We start from the raw sequence: 18,934 nt of genomic DNA, 5'->3' as shown, positions 1-18,934 counted from the left end.
TGCTGCTGAACCCTTTAATCAAATCCGCGACCCAGGTCTGCCTGAGTCGGTCGGAATGTCATTAAAAACGGATCAGATGCGATGAATGCACCACTGAAAGAATTCGGCCCGATCAAAGCCGTGATTTTCGATATGGACGGCTTGTTGCTGGACACTGAGGGCATTTACACCGAGGTCACGTCCCTTATTGCCGGGCGCTACGGCCGCACCTTCGACTGGAGCATCAAGCAGAACATCATCGGTCGTGGCGCGGGCGATCTGGCGCGTTATGTGGTCGAGGCGCTGGAGCTGCCGATCACCCCTGAGGAGTTCCTGCTGATCCGCGAGCCGCTGATGCGCGAGCGCTTTCCGACGGCACTGGCGATGCCCGGTGCTGAGGAGCTGGTTCGGCATTTGAAGGCCAACAATATTCCGATAGCGGTGGGAACCAGTTCGTCGCGTCAGTCCTTCGGCCAGAAAACCACTTTGCATCGCGACTGGTTTGCGCTGTTCGATTTCGTTGTCACGGCTGACGATCCGGAGGTCGGCGCAGCCAAACCGGCGCCGGATATTTTCCTCACCGCAGCGCGGCGCCTGGGCGTCGCGCCGGAGGATTGCCTGGTGTTTGAAGATTCGCCGTTTGGTGTGACAGCGGCGAAGGCGGCGGGGATGACGGCGATTGCGATCCCCGATGCCGCGATGGCTGACGAAAAATACGCACACGCCGATGGCATTCTTCGTACGTTGAAAGCATTCACGCCGAGTGCCTGCGGGTTGCCGGCGCTCGATTGGGCGTGATGTAAAACAATGTGGGAGTGAGCCCGCTCCCACATTGGGTATTGCGTTTAGCTCATCAGGCGCCAAAACCGCCGTCGATGGTCAGGCTTGCCCCCGTGATATAACCCGCTTCCGGACCTGCAAGATAGGCGACGAAACTGGCAATCTCTTCCGCTTTACCGTAACGGCCCACGGCCATCAGCGGAATCAGGCTTTCGGCGAAGTCACCGCTGGCCGGGTTCATGTCGGTGTCGACCGGGCCCGGTTGCACGTTGTTGATGGTGATTCCGCGCGGGCCGAGGTCACGGGACAGGCCTTTGGTCAGGCCGACCAGCGCTGCTTTGCTCATGGCGTACGGGCCGCCACCGGCGAAGGGCATGCGGTCGGCGTTGGTGCTGCCAATGTTGATGATGCGACCGCCTTCAGTCATGTGTTGAGCGGCGGCCTGGGTGGCGATAAATACGCTGCGCACATTGATTGCCAGCGTCTGGTCGAAGTCTTCGAGTTTGAAATCTTCCAGTGGGGCAATGGCCAGCACGCCGGCGTTGTTGACCAGGATGTCCAGGCGACCGAAGGCTTTGACGGTGGCGGCGACAGCGCTGCGAATCGCCTCGGCATCGGCACTGTCAGCTTTGATCGCGAGAGCGTTGCCACCGTTGCCAGTGATGCTGTTCTGCAATTCTTCGGCCTTGGCCGTGGAGCTGACGTAGGTGAAGGCAACGGATGCGCCTTCAGCGGCCAGGCGTTTGACGATGGCTGCGCCGATGCCGCGAGACCCGCCTTGAATCAAAGCCACTTTGCCGCTGAGGTTCTGAGTAGTCATGTCGATCTCCAAAGTCCCGAAACGAAATGTCCCGGTTGATGGAGCCTAGTATCGATTCCGGATTGCACCCTGAGTAGCCGATAACTGCGATAGTCTGTGTAAACCAGAAGTTTATAGTGGTGCCTATGGAAACCTTCAGCAGTATCGAATGCTTTGTGCGCAGCGCGGAGGTCGGCAGTTTCGCCGAGGCGGCGCGACGACTGAGCCTGACGCCCGCGGCGGTGGGTAAAAGTGTCGCAAAGCTTGAAGCGCGGCTGGGTGTGCGGCTGTTCCAGCGCAGCACTCGCAGCCTGACGCTGACCGAAGCCGGGCATCTGTTTCTAAGTGAAGTGAGTTCCAGCCTGCACACGATCCAGAATGCCGTGGCCAATCTGGCGAGCGCTGAAGGGCGTCCGGCGGGAACGCTGAAGGTCAGCATGGGCACGGTGTTCGGCCGTTTGTACGTAGTGCCGCTGCTGGGTGAATTTTTGCGACGTTACCCGGCGATCAACCCGGACTGGAATTTCGATAACCGACAGGTCGACCTGATCGCCCAGGGTTTTGATGCGGCGATCGGTGGTGGGTTTGAACTGCCGCAAGGCGTTGTCGCGCGCAAATTGACGCCCGCCCATCGGGTGTTGGTCGCTTCGGCGCAATACCTGGCTGAGCGCGAAGACATCGTCGAACCCGATGATCTCAAGCAGCACGACGGCATCCTGATTCGCTCGCCGCAGACGGGACGGGTGCGCTCCTGGCAATTAACCAGTCGCACGCGGCAACACAGCCCGCTGATGCTCAAGGCGCGGATGACCATGAGCGATTCGGAGGCGGCGTGTGCGACGGCGGTTCAGGGCTTGGGGATTGCATTGGTGAGCATGCCGTTTGCGTCGGGGTATTTGCAGGCGGGGACGTTGCAGCGCGTGTTGCCGGACTGGTATGTCGACGATGGCAACATCGCCATTTATTACGCGGAGCACAAGTTGTTGCCAGGCAAGACCCGGGCGTTTGTAGATTTCATCATTGAGCAGTTTGCGGAGCAGGGGTTAGGTGCTCGATTCAGTGCGGTTTGAGTCTGGCTTGGGGCCGAGTCGTCCCTTTCGCGGACACGCCACGCTCCCACAGAAAATCTCTGAGCGACGCAAACCAACGCCTCGGCAAAAGTCGGCACCCAGCGGGACTACGCTTTGGATTTGCCGATGATATTCCCCGCATGCAACCCGCATTCTTTCTGCGTCGCTTCTTCCCACCACCAGCGGCCCTCGCGTTCATGCTGATTCGGTAACACCGGACGCGTGCAGGGCTCGCAGCCAATGCTGATGAATCCGCGTTCATGCAGGCTGTTGTATGGCAGCTCAAGCATGCGGATGTAACCCCAGATCTCTTCACTGGTCATTTGTGCCAGCGGGTTGAATTTGTACAGGGTGCGTTCCGGGGTGGAGAACGCGGTGTCGATTTCCAGTACCGCGACGGCGCTGCGGGTGCCTGGGCTCTGGTCGCGACGTTGGCCAGTGGCCCAGGCGGTCACGCTCGAGAGCTTGCGACGCAGGGGTTCGATCTTGCGGATGCCGCAGCATTCGCCATGGCCGTCCTTGTAGAAGCTGAACAGGCCTTTTTCCTTCACGAACGGTTCGAGTTTCGTATAGTCCGGCGACACCAGTTCGATGTCGATCTTGTAGTGCTCGCGCACCTCGTCGATGAAACGGTAGGTTTCGGGGTGCAAGCGGCCGGTGTCGAGGCTGAACACCTTGACGTTCTTGTTCAGCTTCCAGGCCATGTCCACCAGCACCACATCCTCGGCGCCGCTGAAGGATATCCACAGGTCGTCGCCAAACTCGGCAAACGCGAGTTTCAGGATGTCCTGGGCGGATTTGTTGGCATAGGTCGTGGCGAGTTCCACAACATCGAACGATGGGCTCATCAGGGCGGCTTCCTACAGGTCGGTGGCGCTGGGCGCTCTATATGAGCCAGATGGTAACAAAATCCTGCGAACACTGGCGCGCCCTCTGCGTTGCGCAGGGCCGCCCGAGTCGCTAAAGTTCGGCAGTCTTTTGACTCGCTCGACTCAATAATCACTACAAATGGAGTGTCTTGTGGAAATTGCCTGTCTGGATCTTGAAGGTGTGCTGGTCCCGGAAATATGGATCGCCTTCGCCGAGAAAACCGGGATCGAATCCCTCAGGGCCACCACCCGGGACATCCCCGATTACGACGTGCTGATGAAGCAGCGCCTGCGAATCCTCGACGAACACGGCTTGAAACTCGCGGACATCCAGGAAGTGATCGCCACGCTCAAGCCGCTGGACGGCGCCATCGAGTTCGTCAACTGGCTGCGCGAGCGCTTCCAGGTGGTGATCCTGTCGGACACGTTCTACGAATTTTCCCAGCCGCTGATGCGTCAGTTGGGGTTTCCGACCTTGCTCTGCCATCGCCTGATTACTGACGATGCCGGGCGGGTGACAAGTTATCAGCTGCGTCAGAAAGACCCCAAGCGGCAGTCGGTTCTGGCGTTCAAGAGCCTTTATTACCGGGTGATTGCGGCAGGGGATTCCTACAACGACACGACAATGCTGGGCGAGGCAGATGCGGGGATTCTGTTCCATGCGCCGGACAACGTGATTCGCGAGTTTCCGCAGTTCCCGGCGGTGCATACGTTTGAGGATTTGAAGCAGGAGTTCATCAAGGCGTCCAACCGCGCTCTAAGCCTGTAATCCACCCCTGTAGGAGCGAGCTTGCTGGCGGAAACCCCAAGACGCCGGCGGGCGTCAGGTTTCGAGCGTTATCGTTCGCGACCATCGCGAGCAATCGAGCGTCGACCGGCTGCTCCTACAGGTTTTGCAGGGTATCGAGCAGCACCTTCACCTTGGTAATCGACTCCTGATACTCAGCCTCCCACTCAGAATCCGCAACAATCCCGCCGCCACCCCAGCAACACACCTGTCCATCCTTTACCAGCAAGCTGCGAATGGCGATGGAGCTGTCCATCTCGCCGCGTACATCCAGATACAACAGCGAGCCGCAGTACAACCCGCGGCGGGTCGGCTCCAGTTCGTCGATGATCTGCATGGCCCGGATCTTCGGCGCGCCGGTAATCGAGCCGCCAGGGAAACTGCCGGCGATCAGGTCGAATGCATCACGGCCATCCGCCAGTTCGCCAGTGACGCTGCTCACCAGGTGATGCACGTTTGGATAACTTTCCAGGCTGAACAACTCTGGCACCTGCACTGAGCCGATGCGGCACGTGCGGCCAAGGTCGTTACGCAGCAAATCGACGATCATCAGGTTTTCCGCGTGATCCTTGGGGCTCGCCAGCAGTTCGGCGGCGTTGGCGGCATCTTCAACGGCAGTCACGCCGCGTGGACGGGTACCTTTGATCGGGCGGGTTTCCACCAGGCGGTCGCTGACTTTGACGAAACGCTCCGGTGACAGGCTCAGCACCGCGTCACCGTCAGGCAGGCTCTGGAAACCGGAAAATGGGGTCGGGCACGCCGCGCGCAACGCGCAGTACGCGGCCCATGGATCGCCTTCGCATTCGGCGCGAAACCGCTGGGCAAAATTGACCTGATAGCAGTCGCCTGCCTGGATGTACTGCTGAATTCGTTCCAGCGCCTGGCGGTATTGATCCGCACTCAGGTCGGCAACCATCGGTGTTTTCAACTTGAACGGTTCGGCAGTATCAAACGCAGGCTGACTGAACAGCGCGACAAGGCGCTGACGTTCGCTGTCGATCAGAGACGGATGGAACACTAACTGACTTGTCATCAATTGGTGATCGCTGATCAGTGCCCAGTCATAAAGCCCGAACCGCGCATCAGGCAAATGCAGATCGTCTTGTGCCTGGCTCGGCAGGTATTCCAGACGGCGACCGAAATCGTAGCTCAAGTAACCGATCAGGCCGCCGGCGAAGGGCAGGTCGAACGGAACAGCCGCCTCACCCAGTCGTGTCAGATTGTCGCGCAGGCGTCGCAGGTAATCGCTGCCGCTTTCGTCAGGCAGTCCCGCCAGTTGCTCAAGTGGCCAGGCGCTGAGCAGGTCAAAGCGACCGCGATCAGCCGTCGGCCGGCCGCTGTCGAGGAGGACCGCGCCCGGGGCATGACGAATCGCCGCGAAGTAGTCGGCGGGGTTGGCGAGATAGGGCAGCGGATGTACGGAGCAGGTCAACATGGGCGGGGCAGGTCAGCCATTGTGGCGGGGTGGCGATTGTAGTCCCCTTGGGGAATTGGGCCTAGGGGGATGTCGGGGATTGGCCGTTGGGTGGCAAGGTTGAGAAGTGTGATGTCTGTCAGACCGCTATCGCTGGCTTGCCAGCGATGGGGTCGACCCGGTCCCGGATCAGCCCTCAACCGCAGGAATATGCCCAAACATCTCCTGCACAAACGCCACGCGCTCTTCAACCGTTTCGGTAATCCCGCGCGTTTTCAACGCTTCCAGCCGAGCCTCGACCGCATGGGTACGCAACGTCAGCCCGCAATCATTGGCAATCTGGATGTTCAGCCCCGGTCGGGCGTTGAGCTCGAGAATCAGCGGGCCTTTTTCCTGGTCGAGCACCATGTCGACACCGATGTAACCCAGCCCGCACAGCTCATAACAGCCGGCCGCGAGTTTCATGAAACCGTCCCAGTAGGGCAGTTGCACGCCGTCCACGGCATTGGTGGTGTCCGGGTGCTTGGTGATGATGTTGTTCAGCCAGGTGCCGCGCAGCGTCAGGCCCGTGGCGAGGTCGACACCGACGCCGATAGCGCCCTGGTGCAGGTTGGCCTTGCCGCCGGACTGGCGCGTCGGCAGGCGCAGCATGGCCATCACCGGATAGCCCATCAACACGATGATGCGAATGTCCGGCACGCCTTCATAGCTGATGCTTTTGAAGATCTGATCGGGCGTCACGCGGTATTCGATCAACGCGCGGTCGCGGTGACCGCCGAGGGAGTACAGGCCCGTGAGGATGCTCGAGATATGGTGCTCGAGTTCCTCATGACTGAGGATCTTGCCGGACACCGTGCGATAGCGCCCCTCGAAACGGTCGGCCACCACAATGATGCCGTCGCCGCCCGCGCCTTGGGCCGGTTTGATCACGAAGTCGCTGCGACCGCCGATGATCTCGTCGAGCTTGTCGATTTCTTTCTCGGTGGAGATCACACCGTACAGTTCCGGCACATGAATGCCGGCGGCAATCGCGCGTTCCTTGGTGATGATCTTGTCATCGACGATCGGGTACAGGCTGCGCTTGTTGTACTTGAGGACGTAGTCCGCGTTCCGCCGATTGATCCCCATGATGCCCCGGGCTTCCAGGGCCTTCCAGGTCTTCCAGAAGCCGAACATCAGGCGTCAGCCTTCTTCAGGAAAGCCTTGAAACGCACGAGTTCGGTCAGGCGGTAGCCGCGATAGCGCCCCATCGCCAGCATGAAGCCCACCAGAATCAGCAGGATCGCCGGGAAGGTAAACACGAAGTACACCAGTTCCGGGACGCTCATGATCAAGTGCGCCAGGGACGCGGCGAACAAGGTGCCGATTGCCACTTTCATCGCATGCCCGGACCCGCGTTCTTCCCACGTAATCGACAGGCGTTCGATGGTCATGGTCAGAATCACCATCGGGAACAGCGCCACGGACAACCCGCGCTCCAGGCCGAGTTTATGGCTGAACAGGCTGATCGCCGCAATTAACACCACCACGAACGTCAGCACCACCGACAGCCTCGGCAGCATTTGCAGTTTCAAGTGTTCAAGGTAGGAGCGCAGCGACAGCCCCAGCGCGGTGATGATGGTAAACAGCACGATACCGAACCCGAGCTGGGTTTCGCGAAAGGCCAGGGCGATCAGCACCGGAGTAAACGTGCCGAGGGTCTGCAAGCCAATCAAGTTGCGCAGGATCAGGATCACCAGCACGCCGATCGGGATCATCACCATGATCATGAAGGTCTGCTGGGTTTGCAGCGGCAGCCCGTACAGCGAGTATTCAAGGAAGTTGGCGTCGGTGTTTTCGTCGGTCAGTTTGGCCAGGCGAATGGCATTCATTTCGCTGTTGTTCAGGCTGAACGTCACGCTGGCTTTCTTGCCACCATCGACGGTGATCAGGTTTTCATCGCCGGTCCACCACAGCAGGCGGTCGGTCGGCAGGCCTTGTTCGCCGGTTTCCGGGTTGAAGTACAGCCAGTCGGTGCCGTTGAAACTGCGCAGCCACAGTTCCGGCGTTTGCGGTTGATCGGCGACCAGACGGAGGGTGTGGACCTTTTCCACCGGGACGTGGGCGATGGACAGCACCAGTTCGACGATTTTGGCTTTATGGCTGCTGGACGGATCACCGCCGAGCAACAGCTTCACGTTGTCGTCATTGACGTTGTTGACGCGCTTGATCGCTTCGCCGATGAAGGTTTCGACGTCGGCCGAGTGCTGACGAATCGGCGCGAGCAGGGCTTCGGCGGCGACTTTTTCCGCGCCTTCGACCGCGATACTGTCGCGGAAGGTCGGCCCTTTGATCTTGGATTTTTCACCGGTGTAGCGCTTGGTCAGCACCAGGCGGTAATAGAGGGTCTGATTGCCCTTGGCCCGACGCGCCGACCAGGTCACCTTGCGGTTGCCATCGACCCGGTTCACAGCCACGCCGTAATTATTGGAAATAAAGCTTTCGTTGAGGCTGACGTAATCGCGGCTCAGCGGCGGCACGAACATCTGGATCTTGACCGGGTCCTTGGCACTCGGGACGAACTCGACTTTGGCGTCGATGTTCCACAAGTCGTCGGTGGCGTCTTCGGTCACCGGAATGCCAAGCACGAAAATCTGATAGGCCGTAACTGAAATGCCCAACACCACCAGGATGGCGATCAGCAGTTTCAGGTGGAGGGTTAGAGCGCGCATTGGAATTACTCTGCGGTATGTGCGTCGGTGGCGCAGGCGGGTTTGCCAGCAGCGTATTTAAGACTGGGGTCGACCAGCGCATCAAAGCGTTTGAGCGCTTCGGAGCCGATCAGGAGCGGGTATTGGAAGGCACTTCGGTCGGTCAAGTTCACTTCGATGCTGCGTAACGCCGAGCCCATGCAGATATCCAGCTCGATCACCGGACGGGCGGTGTATTTCTTGCCTTCATCCGGATCGAAGTCGCCGGCCCGCCGCTTGATCTTGCTGACGCGGGCCAGTGGCCGTTCGATCGGGTGCGTGTGTGCGGCGTCGATGGCCAGATAGAAACGCACCCAGGATTCGCCATTGCGCTTGAAGCGTTTGATGTCCCGCGCACTGAGTGAAGCGGTTTTCGCACCGGTGTCGAGTTTGGCCGCAACTTCCAGGTTGATCCCGTCCAGCGAGGCGTACTCGTTGAGGCCGTACACGGTTTTTTCTCCGGCGCTGGCGACACCGGGCAGGCAGAGCAGATACAGGACGGTGGGGAAGGGCTTGAGTCTCATAAATCCTGGCGTGCAGCGGTCCGTGTTCGATTCAAGGCCATGGCATCGCTGCGCAAGCTCCCTCGTATGCCTATCAACTGATTGTGACAAACAGTGCAGATGTCACAGACAAATGCGGGCGGCATTCTAGCACGGTGGTTTTATGGCGCCAGCGGTGGGGGGCTTAGGGCGCTTTGTTCGTTCGACCCCTTCAGGAGCGAGCTTGCTCGCGAAGGAGGTCCGGGCAACGCGTTCATTCAGGCACCACGCCTCATCGTTGACGTCCATCGCGAGCAGGCTCGCTCCTACAGGGGAATGCGCAGGGGAATGCGGCCGCACAACACACTCCGGTTATTAGACGATTGTCGACAATACCCATTTATCCTTTGACTATTAGCCCTGTATTCGCTAGTTTTTGCCGAATCGGCTCACAAGGTGTCAACAATATGCTGGATCAGCTTGATCCCCCGGTCATTGCCCAGGACGATTCGGAAACCCTTTCCGAGAACGTCTTCCGGCGCATTCAGGCGGCCATCGTCAAAGGCGAGATCGCCCCGGGCAGCAAAATCTCCGAGCCGGAACTGGCACGCACCTACGGCATCAGCCGCGGCCCGCTGCGCGAAGCGATCCACCGTCTGGAAGGTCAGCGCCTGCTGGTGCGCATACCGCACGTCGGCGCACGGGTGGTCTCGCTCAACCACGCCGAACTGGTGGAACTTTACGAAATCCGCGAATCCCTCGAAGGCATGGCCTGTCGCCTCGCCGCCGAACGCATGACCGTCGAAGAAATCGACGAACTGCGCCGGGTCCTCGAGACCCACGAGCGCGACGCCGCGTTTCAGGCCGGCGTCGGCTACTACCAGCAGGAAGGTGATTTCGATTTCCATTACCGGATCATCCAGGGCAGCGGCAATCGCACGCTGACGCAGATGCTCTGCGGCGAGCTCTATCAATTGGTGCGCATGTACCGCATCCAGTTTTCCACCACGCCCAATCGCCCGCGCCAGGCCTTTGCCGAACACCACCGGATACTCGATGCCATCGCCGACCGTGACGGCGAACTGGCCGAATTGTTGATGCGCCGGCACATCGGCGCCTCCAAACGCAATATCGCCCGTCACTACCAGGACGGCGCTAACCCGACAGCCACTGAACGAGGTGAGTCATGAGTTCCATCAAGAGCACTCCAGGCCAGCGTTTCCGCGATGCGGTCGCCAGCGAACATCCGCTGCAAGTGGTCGGGGCGATCAACGCCAACCACGCGTTGCTGGCCAAGCGTGCCGGTTTCAAGGCGATCTATTTGTCCGGTGGCGGCGTCGCTGCCGGCTCCCTCGGAGTCCCGGACCTGGGCATCACCGGCCTGGATGACGTGCTGACCGACGTGCGCCGCATCACCGACGTTTGCGACCTGCCGTTGCTGGTGGACGTGGACACCGGTTTCGGTTCCTCGGCGTTCAACGTCGCGCGCACTGTCAAGTCGATGATCAAGTTCGGCGCGGCGGCGATCCATATTGAAGACCAGGTCGGGGCCAAGCGCTGCGGCCACCGTCCCAATAAAGAGATCGTGTCCCTGCAGGAAATGGTCGACCGGATCAAGGCCGCTGTCGATGCGCGCACCGATGACAGCTTTGTGATCATGGCCCGCACCGACGCGCTGGCCGTCGAAGGTCTGGAGTCCGCACTGGATCGCGCCGCGGCGTGTATCGAGGCTGGCGCCGACATGATCTTCCCGGAAGCCATCACCGAACTGGACATGTACAAGCTGTTCGCGAGCCGCGTGAAAGCGCCGATCCTGGCCAACATCACCGAGTTCGGCGCGACACCGCTGTACACCACCGAGCAGTTGGCCGGTGCCGATGTGTCGCTGGTGCTATACCCATTGTCCGCGTTCCGCGCGATGAACAAGGCGGCGGAAAACGTCTACACCGCGATCCGCCGCGACGGTACGCAACAGAACGTGATCGACACCATGCAAACGCGCATGGAGCTTTACGATCGCATCGACTACCACACGTTCGAGCAGAAGCTTGATGCGTTGTTCGCCGCGAAGAAGTAAGTCGCGCAACTCCTTAATAATTTCAAGATTGGAGACAGCAATGGCCGAAGCAAAAGTACTCAGTGGCGCCGGGCTCCGTGGCCAGGTTGCCGGGCAAACCGCACTGTCCACCGTGGGCCAGTCGGGCGCAGGTCTGACCTATCGTGGCTACGACGTTCGCGAATTGGCGGAAGGCGCGCAATTCGAGGAAGTCGCCTACCTGCTGCTGTACGGCGAACTGCCGACCGAAGCACAACTCGCTGCTTACGAAGACAAGCTGAGCAAGCTGCGTGACCTGCCGCAAGCCTTGAAAGAAGTGCTGGAGCGCATCCCCGCCGACGCCCACCCGATGGACGTGATGCGCACCGGTTGCTCGTTCCTCGGCAACCTCGAGCCGGAGAAAGACTTCTCCGAGCAGCACGACAAGACCGACCGCCTGCTGGCTGCGTTCCCGGCGATCATGACGTACTGGTATCGCTTCAGCCACGACGGCAAACGCATCAGCTGCGTGAGCGACGAGCCAACCATCGGCGGCCACTTCCTGCACCTGTTGCACGGCAAGAAACCGAGCGAGTTGCACGTCAAGGTGATGAACGTTTCGCTGATCCTCTACGCGGAGCATGAGTTCAACGCCTCGACCTTCACCGCACGGGTTTGTGCTTCGACGCTGTCCGACCTGTTCTCCTGCATCACCGCCGCCATCGGCTCCCTGCGCGGTCCGCTGCACGGTGGCGCCAACGAAGCGGCGATGGAAATGATCGAGCGCTTTTCGTCGCCGGAAGAGGCGGTCAAAGGCACCCTCGGCATGCTGGAACGCAAGGACAAGATCATGGGCTTCGGCCACGCGATCTATAAGGACAACGATCCGCGCAACGAGGTGATCAAGGGCTGGTCGAAAAAACTCGCTGACGAAGTGGGTGACACCGTGCTGTTCCCGGTTTCCGAAGCCATCGACAAGACCATGTGGGAACAGAAAAAACTCTTTCCGAACGCCGACTTCTATCACGCGTCGACGTACCACTTCATGGGCATTCCGACGAAGTTGTTCACGCCGATTTTCGTCTGCTCGCGCCTGACCGGCTGGGCCGCGCATGTGTTCGAACAACGTGCCAACAACCGCATCATCCGTCCGAGCGCCGAGTATGTCGGCGTCGAACAGCGCAAGTTCGTGCCAATCGAACAACGCTGACTGGTGGCGGTCGGCACCGGGATCTGAACCCGATACAGATCCCTGTAGGAGTGAGACCGGCTTGCCGGCGATGACGGACTGACATTCAACATCAATGTCGCCAGTAACATCGCTATCGCGAGCAGGCTCACTCCTACAGTGGAGTGTGTTGAATTCACATTCGGTGCCAGGCCCCACCTTTTGTTATCACCGTGACCGAGTCCTGACGATGAACACTGAATTCCGTAAACCGCTGCCCGGCAGCCATCTGGATTACTTCGACGTGCGTGCGGCGGTCGAAGCCATTCAGCCTGGCGCCTACGACACCCTGCCGTACACCTCCCGCGTGTTGGCGGAAAACCTTGTGCGTCGCTGCGACCCGGCCACGCTCACCGATTCCCTGAAGCAATTCATCGAACGCAAACGCGACCTCGACTTCCCGTGGTTCCCGGCCCGTGTGGTCTGCCACGACATCCTCGGGCAGACCGCACTGGTCGACCTCGCCGGCCTGCGTGACGCCATTGCTCTGCAAGGTGGCGACCCGGCGCAGGTGAACCCGGTGGTGCCAACGCAATTGATCGTCGATCACTCGCTGGCCGTCGAGCGCGGTGGCTTCGATCCCGAGGCGTTCGAGAAAAACCGTGCCATCGAAGACCGTCGCAACGAAGACCGTTTTCACTTCATCAACTGGACCAAAAAGGCTTTCAAAAACGTTGATGTGATTCCACCGGGCAACGGCATCATGCACCAGATCAACCTGGAGAAAATGTCGCCGGTGATTCAGGTACGCGACGGCGTGGCGTTCCCCGACACCTGTGTCGGCACCGACAGCCACACCCCGCACGTCGATGCGCTGGGCGTGATCGCCATTGGCGTCGGCGGCCTCGAAGCCGAGAGCGTGATGCTCGGCCGCGCGTCGTGGATGCGCCTGCCGGAAAGCGTCGGCGTCGAACTGACCGGCAAACTGCAACCGGGCATCACCGCCACCGACATGGTGCTGGCGCTGACTGAATTCCTGCGCAAGCAAAAAGTCGTCGGCGCGTGGCTGGAATTCTTCGGAGAAGGCGCTTCACGGCTGACCCTCGGCGACCGCGCAACCATCTCCAACATGGCCCCGGAATATGGCGCCACTGCGGCGATGTTCTACATCGACCAGCAGACCATCGACTACCTCAAACTCACCGGCCGTGAAGACGAACAAGTGCAGTTGGTCGAGCACTATGCCAAGACCGCCGGTCTGTGGGCCGACAGCCTGAAGGGTGCGCAATACGAGCGCGGCCTGACCTTCGACCTGTCCACTGTCGTGCGCAACATGGCCGGCCCGAGTAACCCGCACGCTCGCGTCGCGACCTCGGAACTCGCCGCACAAGGCATCTCCGGCCAGTGGGATGACGTGCCGGGCCAGATGCCGGACGGCGCGGTGATCATCGCTGCCATCACCAGCTGCACCAACACCAGCAACCCGCGCAACGTGATTGCCGCCGGCCTGCTGGCGCGCAACGCCAACAAGCTCGGCCTGACTCGCAAGCCGTGGGTCAAATCGTCTCTCGCGCCAGGCTCGAAAACCGTGGCGTTGTACCTCGATGAAGCGGGCCTGACAAATGAGCTGGAGCAGCTCGGTTTTGGCGTCGTCGCCTTCGCCTGCACCACTTGCAACGGCATGTCCGGTGCGCTCGATCCAGTGATCCAGCAGGAGATCATCGACCGCGACCTGTACGCCACCGCCGTGCTTTCCGGCAACCGCAACTTCGACGGGCGGATTCACCCGTACGCCAAGAATGCGTTTCTCGCTTCGCCGCCACTGGTTGTCGCTTACGCGATTGCCGGGACCATCCGTTTCGACATTGAAAAAGACGTGCTGGGCCTGGACGCCGAGGGCAAGGAAATCCGCCTGAAAGACATCTGGCCGAGCGACGAAGAAATCGATGCAGTGGTAAAAGCTTCGGTCAAACCGGAGCAGTTCCGTCAGGTCTACATTCCGATGTTCGCCATCCACGAAGACACCGGCCCGAAAGTCACGCCGCTGTACGACTGGCGCGAAATGAGCACCTACATCCGTCGTCCGCCTTACTGGGAAGGTGCGCTGGCCGGCGCGCGTCCGCTCAAGGGCATGCGCCCGCTGGCGGTGCTGCCGGACAACATCACCACCGATCACCTGTCGCCGTCGAACGCGATCATGCTCGACAGCGCGGCCGGCGAATACCTGGCGAAAATGGGCCTGCCGGAAGAGGACTTCAACTCTTACGCAACACACCGCGGTGACCACCTGACTGCGCAACGCGCGACCTTCGCCAACCCGAAACTGTTCAACGAAATGGTCTGGGAAAATGGCAAGGTCAAGCAGGGTTCGCTGGCTCGCGTCGAGCCGGAAGGCCAGGTGATGCGCATGTGGGAAGCCATCGAAACCTACATGGAACGCAAGCAGCCGCTGATCATCATTGCCGGCGCCGACTACGGTCAGGGTTCGTCCCGCGACTGGGCGGCGAAGGGCGTGCGCCTGGCGGGTGTCGAAGCGATTGCCGCCGAAGGTTTCGAGCGCATCCACCGCACCAACCTGGTGGGCATGGGCGTGTTGCCGCTGGAGTTTTTGCCGGGCACCGACCGCCACACGCTGGCCATCGATGGCAGCGAAACCTATGACGTGATTGGCGAGCGCACACCGCGTGCGCAATTGACGCTGGTGATCAACCGCCTTAACGGCGAGCGCGTCGAAGTGCCGGTGACCTGCCGCCTCGACACTGCTGAAGAAGTGTCGATCTACGAGGCGGGCGGCGTGCTGCAACGCTTCGCTCAGGACTTCCTCGAAGAATCGGCAGTCGCCGTCTAAAACCCGGTTTGCGGGCAAGGGATTTTACGTCCCTTGCTTGCTATGAAGGAGTAACAATGGCTCACGCACCGCAGATCGCCCCTCAAATTAAAATCCCTGCCACCTACATGCGTGGCGGCACCAGCAAAGGCGTGTTTTTCAGCCTCAAAGACCTGCCCGAAGCGGCACAGGTTCCCGGCCCGGCCCGCGACGCGTTGTTGCTGCGAGTGATCGGCAGTCCCGACCCGTACGACAAGCAAATCGACGGCATGGGCGGCGCAACCTCCAGCACCAGCAAAACCGTGATTCTGTCGAAAAGCATCAAGGCCGATCACGACGTCGATTACCTGTTCGGCCAGGTCTCCATCGACAAGCCTTTCGTCGACTGGAGCGGCAACTGCGGCAACCTCTCGGCGGCGGTCGGTTCGTTCGCCATCAGCAACGGTCTGGTCGACGCCAGCCGCATTCCGCACAACGGTGTGGCGGTGGTGCGCGTGTGGCAGGCCAACATCAGCAAGACCATCATCGCCCACGTGCCCATCACCAACGGTGAGGTTCAGGAAACCGGTGATTTCGAACTTGACGGCGTGACCTTTCCGGCGGCCGAAGTGCAGGTCGAATTCATGGACCCGGCGGCAGAAGAAGAGGGCGGCGGTGGTTCGATGTTTCCCACCGGCAATCTGGTGGACGACCTCGAAGTACCCGGCGTCGGGACGTTCAAGGCGACCATGATCAATGCCGGTATCCCGACCATCTTCGTCAATGCCGAAGACATCGGTTACACCGGCACCGAGTTGCAAGGCGCGATCAACGGCGATCCGAAAGCGCTGGCGATGTTCGAAACCATCCGCGCTTACGGCGCGTTGCGCATGGGCCTGATTTCCAATCTGGACGAAGCCACCAAGCGTCAGCACACACCGAAAGTAGCCTTCGTTGCCAAGCCGGCGGCGTACGTTTCTTCCAGCGGTAAAGCGATTGCCACGGGTGATGTCGACCTGTTGGTACGCGCATTGTCGATGGGCAAGTTGCACCACGCGATGATGGGCACCGCTGCGGTGGCAATCGGCACGGCGGCGGCGATTTCCGGCACGTTGGTCAACCTCGCGGCGGGCGGCGTCGAACGTAACGCGGTGCGCTTCGGCCATCCGTCCGGCACGTTGCGTGTGGGTGCTGAAGCCAGCCAGGTGAACGGCGAGTGGACCGTGAAAAAAGCCATCATGAGCCGCAGTGCGCGGGTGTTGATGGAAGGCTTTGTGCGTGTGCCAGGCGATTCGTTCTAACCCATACAAAACCAATGCAGGAGTGAGCCTGCTCGCGATGAGGCCCATAAAGTCAACATTGATGTCGACTGACACACCGCCATCGCGAGCAGGCTCACGCCCACATTTGAACTCCATTTCCAGAACAAGAAAGCAGGAACCGCTGAGATTGCCCTGAACCGAGGTCCCATCAACGAACCACTTCCTGAGTGAATCGAACATGAGCGCCAACGTCGACCTGAACAACCGCCCCGACTACGACACGGTCCTGCAGGACATTGCCGACTACGTCCTGCAGTTCAAAATCGAGTCCACAGAAGCACTCGACACCGCCCGAAATTGCCTGATCGACACCCTCGGCTGCGGCCTCCTGGCGCTGCGTTTCCCCGAATGCACCAAACACCTCGGCCCGATTGTCGACGGCACGGTCGTGCCGTTCGGCGCCCGCGTGCCCGGCACCCGTTACCGTCTCGACCCGGTAAAAGCTGCGTGGGACATCGGTTGCATCGTGCGCTGGCTGGACTACAACGACACTTGGCTCGCGGCCGAATGGGGTCATCCGTCCGATAACCTCGGCGCCATTCTTGCGGTGGCCGATCACCTCTCGCAAAAGCGCCTGGCTCAAGGCGAGACGCCGCTGACGGTGCGCGCCGTACTCGAAGCAATGATCATGGCCCACGAGATTCAGGGTGTTATTGCGCTGGAAAACGCCTTCAACCGTGTGGGCCTTGATCACGTGATCCTGGTGAAAGTCGCCTCGACCGCCGTCAGCGCCAAACTCATGGGCGCCAGCCGCGAGCAACTGTTGTCTGCGCTGTCCCATGCCTTTGCCGACGGGCAGGCGTTGCGCACCTATCGGCATGCGCCGAATGCCGGCTCGCGCAAATCCTGGGCGGCGGGGGATGCCTCCAGTCGCGGCGTGCGTCTGGCCGACATCGCGATGCGTGGCGAAATGGGCATTCCCGGCGTGCTGACCGCCCGACAGTGGGGCTTCTACGACGTGTTGTTCAGCCACAGCAACAACGACCTGGCGCTGAAGCCGGAAGACAAACGAGCCTTCAGTTTTTCCCGCGCGTATGGCAGCTATGTGATGGAAAACGTGCTGTTCAAAATCAGTTTTCCGGCCGAGTTCCACGCACAAACGGCGTGCGAGGCTGCGGTGACTTTGCACCCTCAGGTGAGAAATCGCCTGCACGAAATCGACCGAATCGTCATCACCACGCACGAATCGGCAATTCGCATCATCTCTAAAGTCGGACCGCTGGCCAACGCGGCGGATCGTGATCATTGCTTGCAATACATGACCGCCGTGCCGCTGGCGTTCGGCAATCTGGTGGCCGAGCAGTACGACGACGACTTCCACGCGGCGCACCCGATCATTGATGTGCTGCGCGAGAAAATGGTCATCGTCGAAGACCCGCAATACACCCGCGAATACCTGGAGGTGGACAAGCGCTCGATTGCCAATTCGATTCAGGTGTTTTTCAAGGACGGATCGAGCACCGGCAAGGTGGTCGTCGAATACCCGATCGGCCACCGCCGTCGCCGCGCCGAGGGTATTCCGTTGCTGGAAGACAAGTTCAAGGCCAACCTGGCCACGCGTTTCACCGCTCAGCGCAGTGCCGGGATATTTGCTTTGTGCAAGGATCAGGCTGCGCTTGAGGCCACAGCGGTAAACCGCTTCGTCGATTTGTTCGTGATCTGACGCGAACCTTGTAGGAGCCTGCTTGCTGGCGATGGCGTGTTTGAATCGCCATCGCCGCGGTGCGACGATTCGACAAGCCGGGTTACTACAGGGATCGTGTCAACCATTTCTCCAGCGGCATTTTGGTGATCGCAAAGCCGGTCAACAGAATTGCTGAATACACCATCAATTCCCGGGAGAGGTTCTGTCCCTCATACCACGCGCCCATCACCACAGCGAACACCGGAAAAATGATGAACACAAACGACAAAATGATCGGGCTCAGCCGTTTCAGCAGCAAAAAGTAAACGATAAACCCGCCCACCGACGCCACCAGTCCGAGGAAGAGCAGGGCGCTCCATGAACGCAGGCTGATGGCCGCGAATACCGGCGCTTCGACGTTTAACCCGGCGGTAAACAGCATCAAACCTGCGATGCCGATCGGCAGCGTGTTGTAGGTGATCACGCTGATTGCCGTGCCGTGTTTTTTGGTCACCACATAACACAACGCATGCATGACTGCTGCGCAGAGAATAGCCAGCACGCCGAACAGTTCTGCGTGATCCAGATGCAATCCCTGACTGCGAATAATCATGAACAGACTGCCAAACCCGATGGCGATTCCGAGCACCTGCGACGGGTAGATTTTCTCCCGCAGAAACAGTGCCGAAAACAGCAGGATAAACACCGGCATGCAGCTGAACAGCAGCGCTGTAAGTCCGGACGAAACGTGCAGCTCGCCATAGTTAAGCAAGTAATACGGCAGGCAGAAATACGACAGCGTCACGAACACGAAAAACCAGCGGCTTTTCCTCGGGAACAACAGCGGTTCACGCCGTATCAGGGCGAAGGCGAGGAACAGCGGAAAGGCGATCAGGAATCGCAGCCCGGCAGCGGTCAATGGCGGCACCGTTTCCACCGCGATTTTTATCCCCAGCCATGTCGTGCCCCAACTCAGGCACACGATCAGAAACAGCGCGGTGGTGATCAGTGCTGGCAGCCAGGGCTTCCGAGTACTTGAAAGTGAATGGGTAGCGACGGACATAAGCGTG

The 18,934-nt window shown here is 60.1% G+C and carries 16 protein-coding genes; 9 read left to right on the top strand and 7 right to left on the bottom strand.

What is annotated here, in order from left to right; all coding sequences use genetic code 11:
• Positions 1-81 precede the first annotated feature (81 nt).
• A complete protein-coding gene (locus ACYZT4_RS12350; RefSeq protein ID WP_461988113.1) occupies positions 82-777 on the top strand; it encodes an HAD-IA family hydrolase in 696 nt (231 codons plus the stop codon).
• A 55-nt stretch (positions 778-832) separates the two neighbouring features.
• Here ACYZT4_RS12350 and ACYZT4_RS12345 read toward each other — a convergent pair whose 3' ends face one another.
• Positions 833-1,579, bottom strand: a complete 747-nt coding sequence (locus ACYZT4_RS12345; RefSeq protein ID WP_461988111.1) for a 3-oxoacyl-ACP reductase family protein — start codon at positions 1,577-1,579, stop codon at positions 833-835.
• Between the two features lie 125 nt (positions 1,580-1,704).
• Here ACYZT4_RS12345 and ACYZT4_RS12340 point away from each other — a divergent pair, with 125 nt between their 5' ends.
• Entirely contained in the window at positions 1,705-2,628 is a 924-nt protein-coding gene (locus tag ACYZT4_RS12340) for a LysR family transcriptional regulator (protein ID WP_461988110.1), read from the top strand.
• Between the two features lie 107 nt (positions 2,629-2,735).
• Here the strand turns inward: ACYZT4_RS12340 and ACYZT4_RS12335 are convergent, their stop codons facing one another.
• A complete protein-coding gene (locus tag ACYZT4_RS12335) occupies positions 2,736-3,476 on the bottom strand; it encodes a phosphoadenylyl-sulfate reductase (RefSeq protein WP_461988108.1) in 741 nt (246 codons plus the stop codon).
• Positions 3,477-3,648: 172 nt separating this feature from the next.
• Here ACYZT4_RS12335 and thrH point away from each other — a divergent pair, with 172 nt between their 5' ends.
• Positions 3,649-4,266 carry a bifunctional phosphoserine phosphatase/homoserine phosphotransferase ThrH gene (gene thrH / locus ACYZT4_RS12330; protein ID WP_461988106.1) on the top strand — a complete coding sequence of 206 codons (618 nt, stop codon included), beginning with the start codon at positions 3,649-3,651 and terminating at the stop codon, positions 4,264-4,266.
• A gap of 115 nt (positions 4,267-4,381) precedes the next feature.
• Here the strand turns inward: thrH and pabB are convergent, their stop codons facing one another.
• From pabB to rloA, 4 genes are all read right to left on the bottom strand, one after another.
• A complete protein-coding gene (gene pabB / locus ACYZT4_RS12325; protein WP_461988104.1) occupies positions 4,382-5,719 on the bottom strand; it encodes an aminodeoxychorismate synthase component I in 1,338 nt (445 codons plus the stop codon).
• A 168-nt stretch (positions 5,720-5,887) separates the two neighbouring features.
• Positions 5,888-6,874, bottom strand: coding sequence for an alpha-L-glutamate ligase-like protein (locus ACYZT4_RS12320; protein WP_461988103.1), 987 nt, complete (start codon positions 6,872-6,874; stop codon positions 5,888-5,890).
• A complete protein-coding gene (gene rloB, locus ACYZT4_RS12315) occupies positions 6,874-8,409 on the bottom strand; it encodes an osmotic stress tolerance membrane protein RloB (RefSeq protein WP_461988101.1) in 1,536 nt (511 codons plus the stop codon). The genes ACYZT4_RS12320 and rloB overlap by 1 nt, the downstream gene beginning before the upstream one ends.
• Before the next feature lie 5 nt (positions 8,410-8,414).
• The gene (gene rloA / locus ACYZT4_RS12310; RefSeq protein ID WP_461988100.1) at positions 8,415-8,951 is read right to left on the bottom strand and encodes a retropepsin-like aspartic peptidase RloA; all 537 of its coding nucleotides are present in this window, start codon (positions 8,949-8,951) and stop codon (positions 8,415-8,417) included.
• A gap of 428 nt (positions 8,952-9,379) precedes the next feature.
• On the opposite strand from rloA, the gene ACYZT4_RS12305 reads away from it, so the two are divergent.
• The 6 genes from ACYZT4_RS12305 (at position 9,380) to prpD (ending at position 17,903) form a co-directional block, all read left to right on the top strand.
• Complete coding sequence (locus ACYZT4_RS12305) at positions 9,380-10,099, top strand: GntR family transcriptional regulator (RefSeq protein ID WP_191632395.1); 720 nt, start codon at positions 9,380-9,382, stop codon at positions 10,097-10,099.
• Complete coding sequence (gene prpB / locus ACYZT4_RS12300; protein ID WP_461988098.1) at positions 10,096-10,986, top strand: methylisocitrate lyase; 891 nt, start codon at positions 10,096-10,098, stop codon at positions 10,984-10,986. The genes ACYZT4_RS12305 and prpB overlap by 4 nt, the downstream gene beginning before the upstream one ends.
• A 40-nt stretch (positions 10,987-11,026) precedes the next feature.
• Positions 11,027-12,154, top strand: a complete 1,128-nt coding sequence (gene prpC / locus ACYZT4_RS12295; protein ID WP_461988096.1) for a bifunctional 2-methylcitrate synthase/citrate synthase — start codon at positions 11,027-11,029, stop codon at positions 12,152-12,154.
• A 208-nt stretch (positions 12,155-12,362) separates the two neighbouring features.
• Positions 12,363-14,960 (top strand): Fe/S-dependent 2-methylisocitrate dehydratase AcnD, encoded by a 2,598-nt coding sequence (acnD, locus tag ACYZT4_RS12290; RefSeq protein ID WP_461988095.1) that lies wholly within the window; start codon positions 12,363-12,365, stop codon positions 14,958-14,960.
• A gap of 56 nt (positions 14,961-15,016) precedes the next feature.
• Positions 15,017-16,219 carry a 2-methylaconitate cis-trans isomerase PrpF gene (prpF, locus tag ACYZT4_RS12285; RefSeq protein ID WP_461988093.1) on the top strand — a complete coding sequence of 401 codons (1,203 nt, stop codon included), beginning with the start codon at positions 15,017-15,019 and terminating at the stop codon, positions 16,217-16,219.
• Positions 16,220-16,418: 199 nt separating this feature from the next.
• Positions 16,419-17,903 carry a 2-methylcitrate dehydratase gene (gene prpD / locus ACYZT4_RS12280; RefSeq protein WP_461988092.1) on the top strand — a complete coding sequence of 495 codons (1,485 nt, stop codon included), beginning with the start codon at positions 16,419-16,421 and terminating at the stop codon, positions 17,901-17,903.
• A gap of 85 nt (positions 17,904-17,988) precedes the next feature.
• Here the strand turns inward: prpD and ACYZT4_RS12275 are convergent, their stop codons facing one another.
• Positions 17,989-18,927, bottom strand: coding sequence for a DMT family transporter (locus ACYZT4_RS12275; protein WP_461988090.1), 939 nt, complete (start codon positions 18,925-18,927; stop codon positions 17,989-17,991).
• Between the last annotated feature and the right edge of the window lie 7 nt (positions 18,928-18,934).

The organism is Pseudomonas sp. GB2N2 (assembly GCF_054897705.1).
This window is presented reverse-complemented; position numbering and strand designations above follow the sequence as displayed.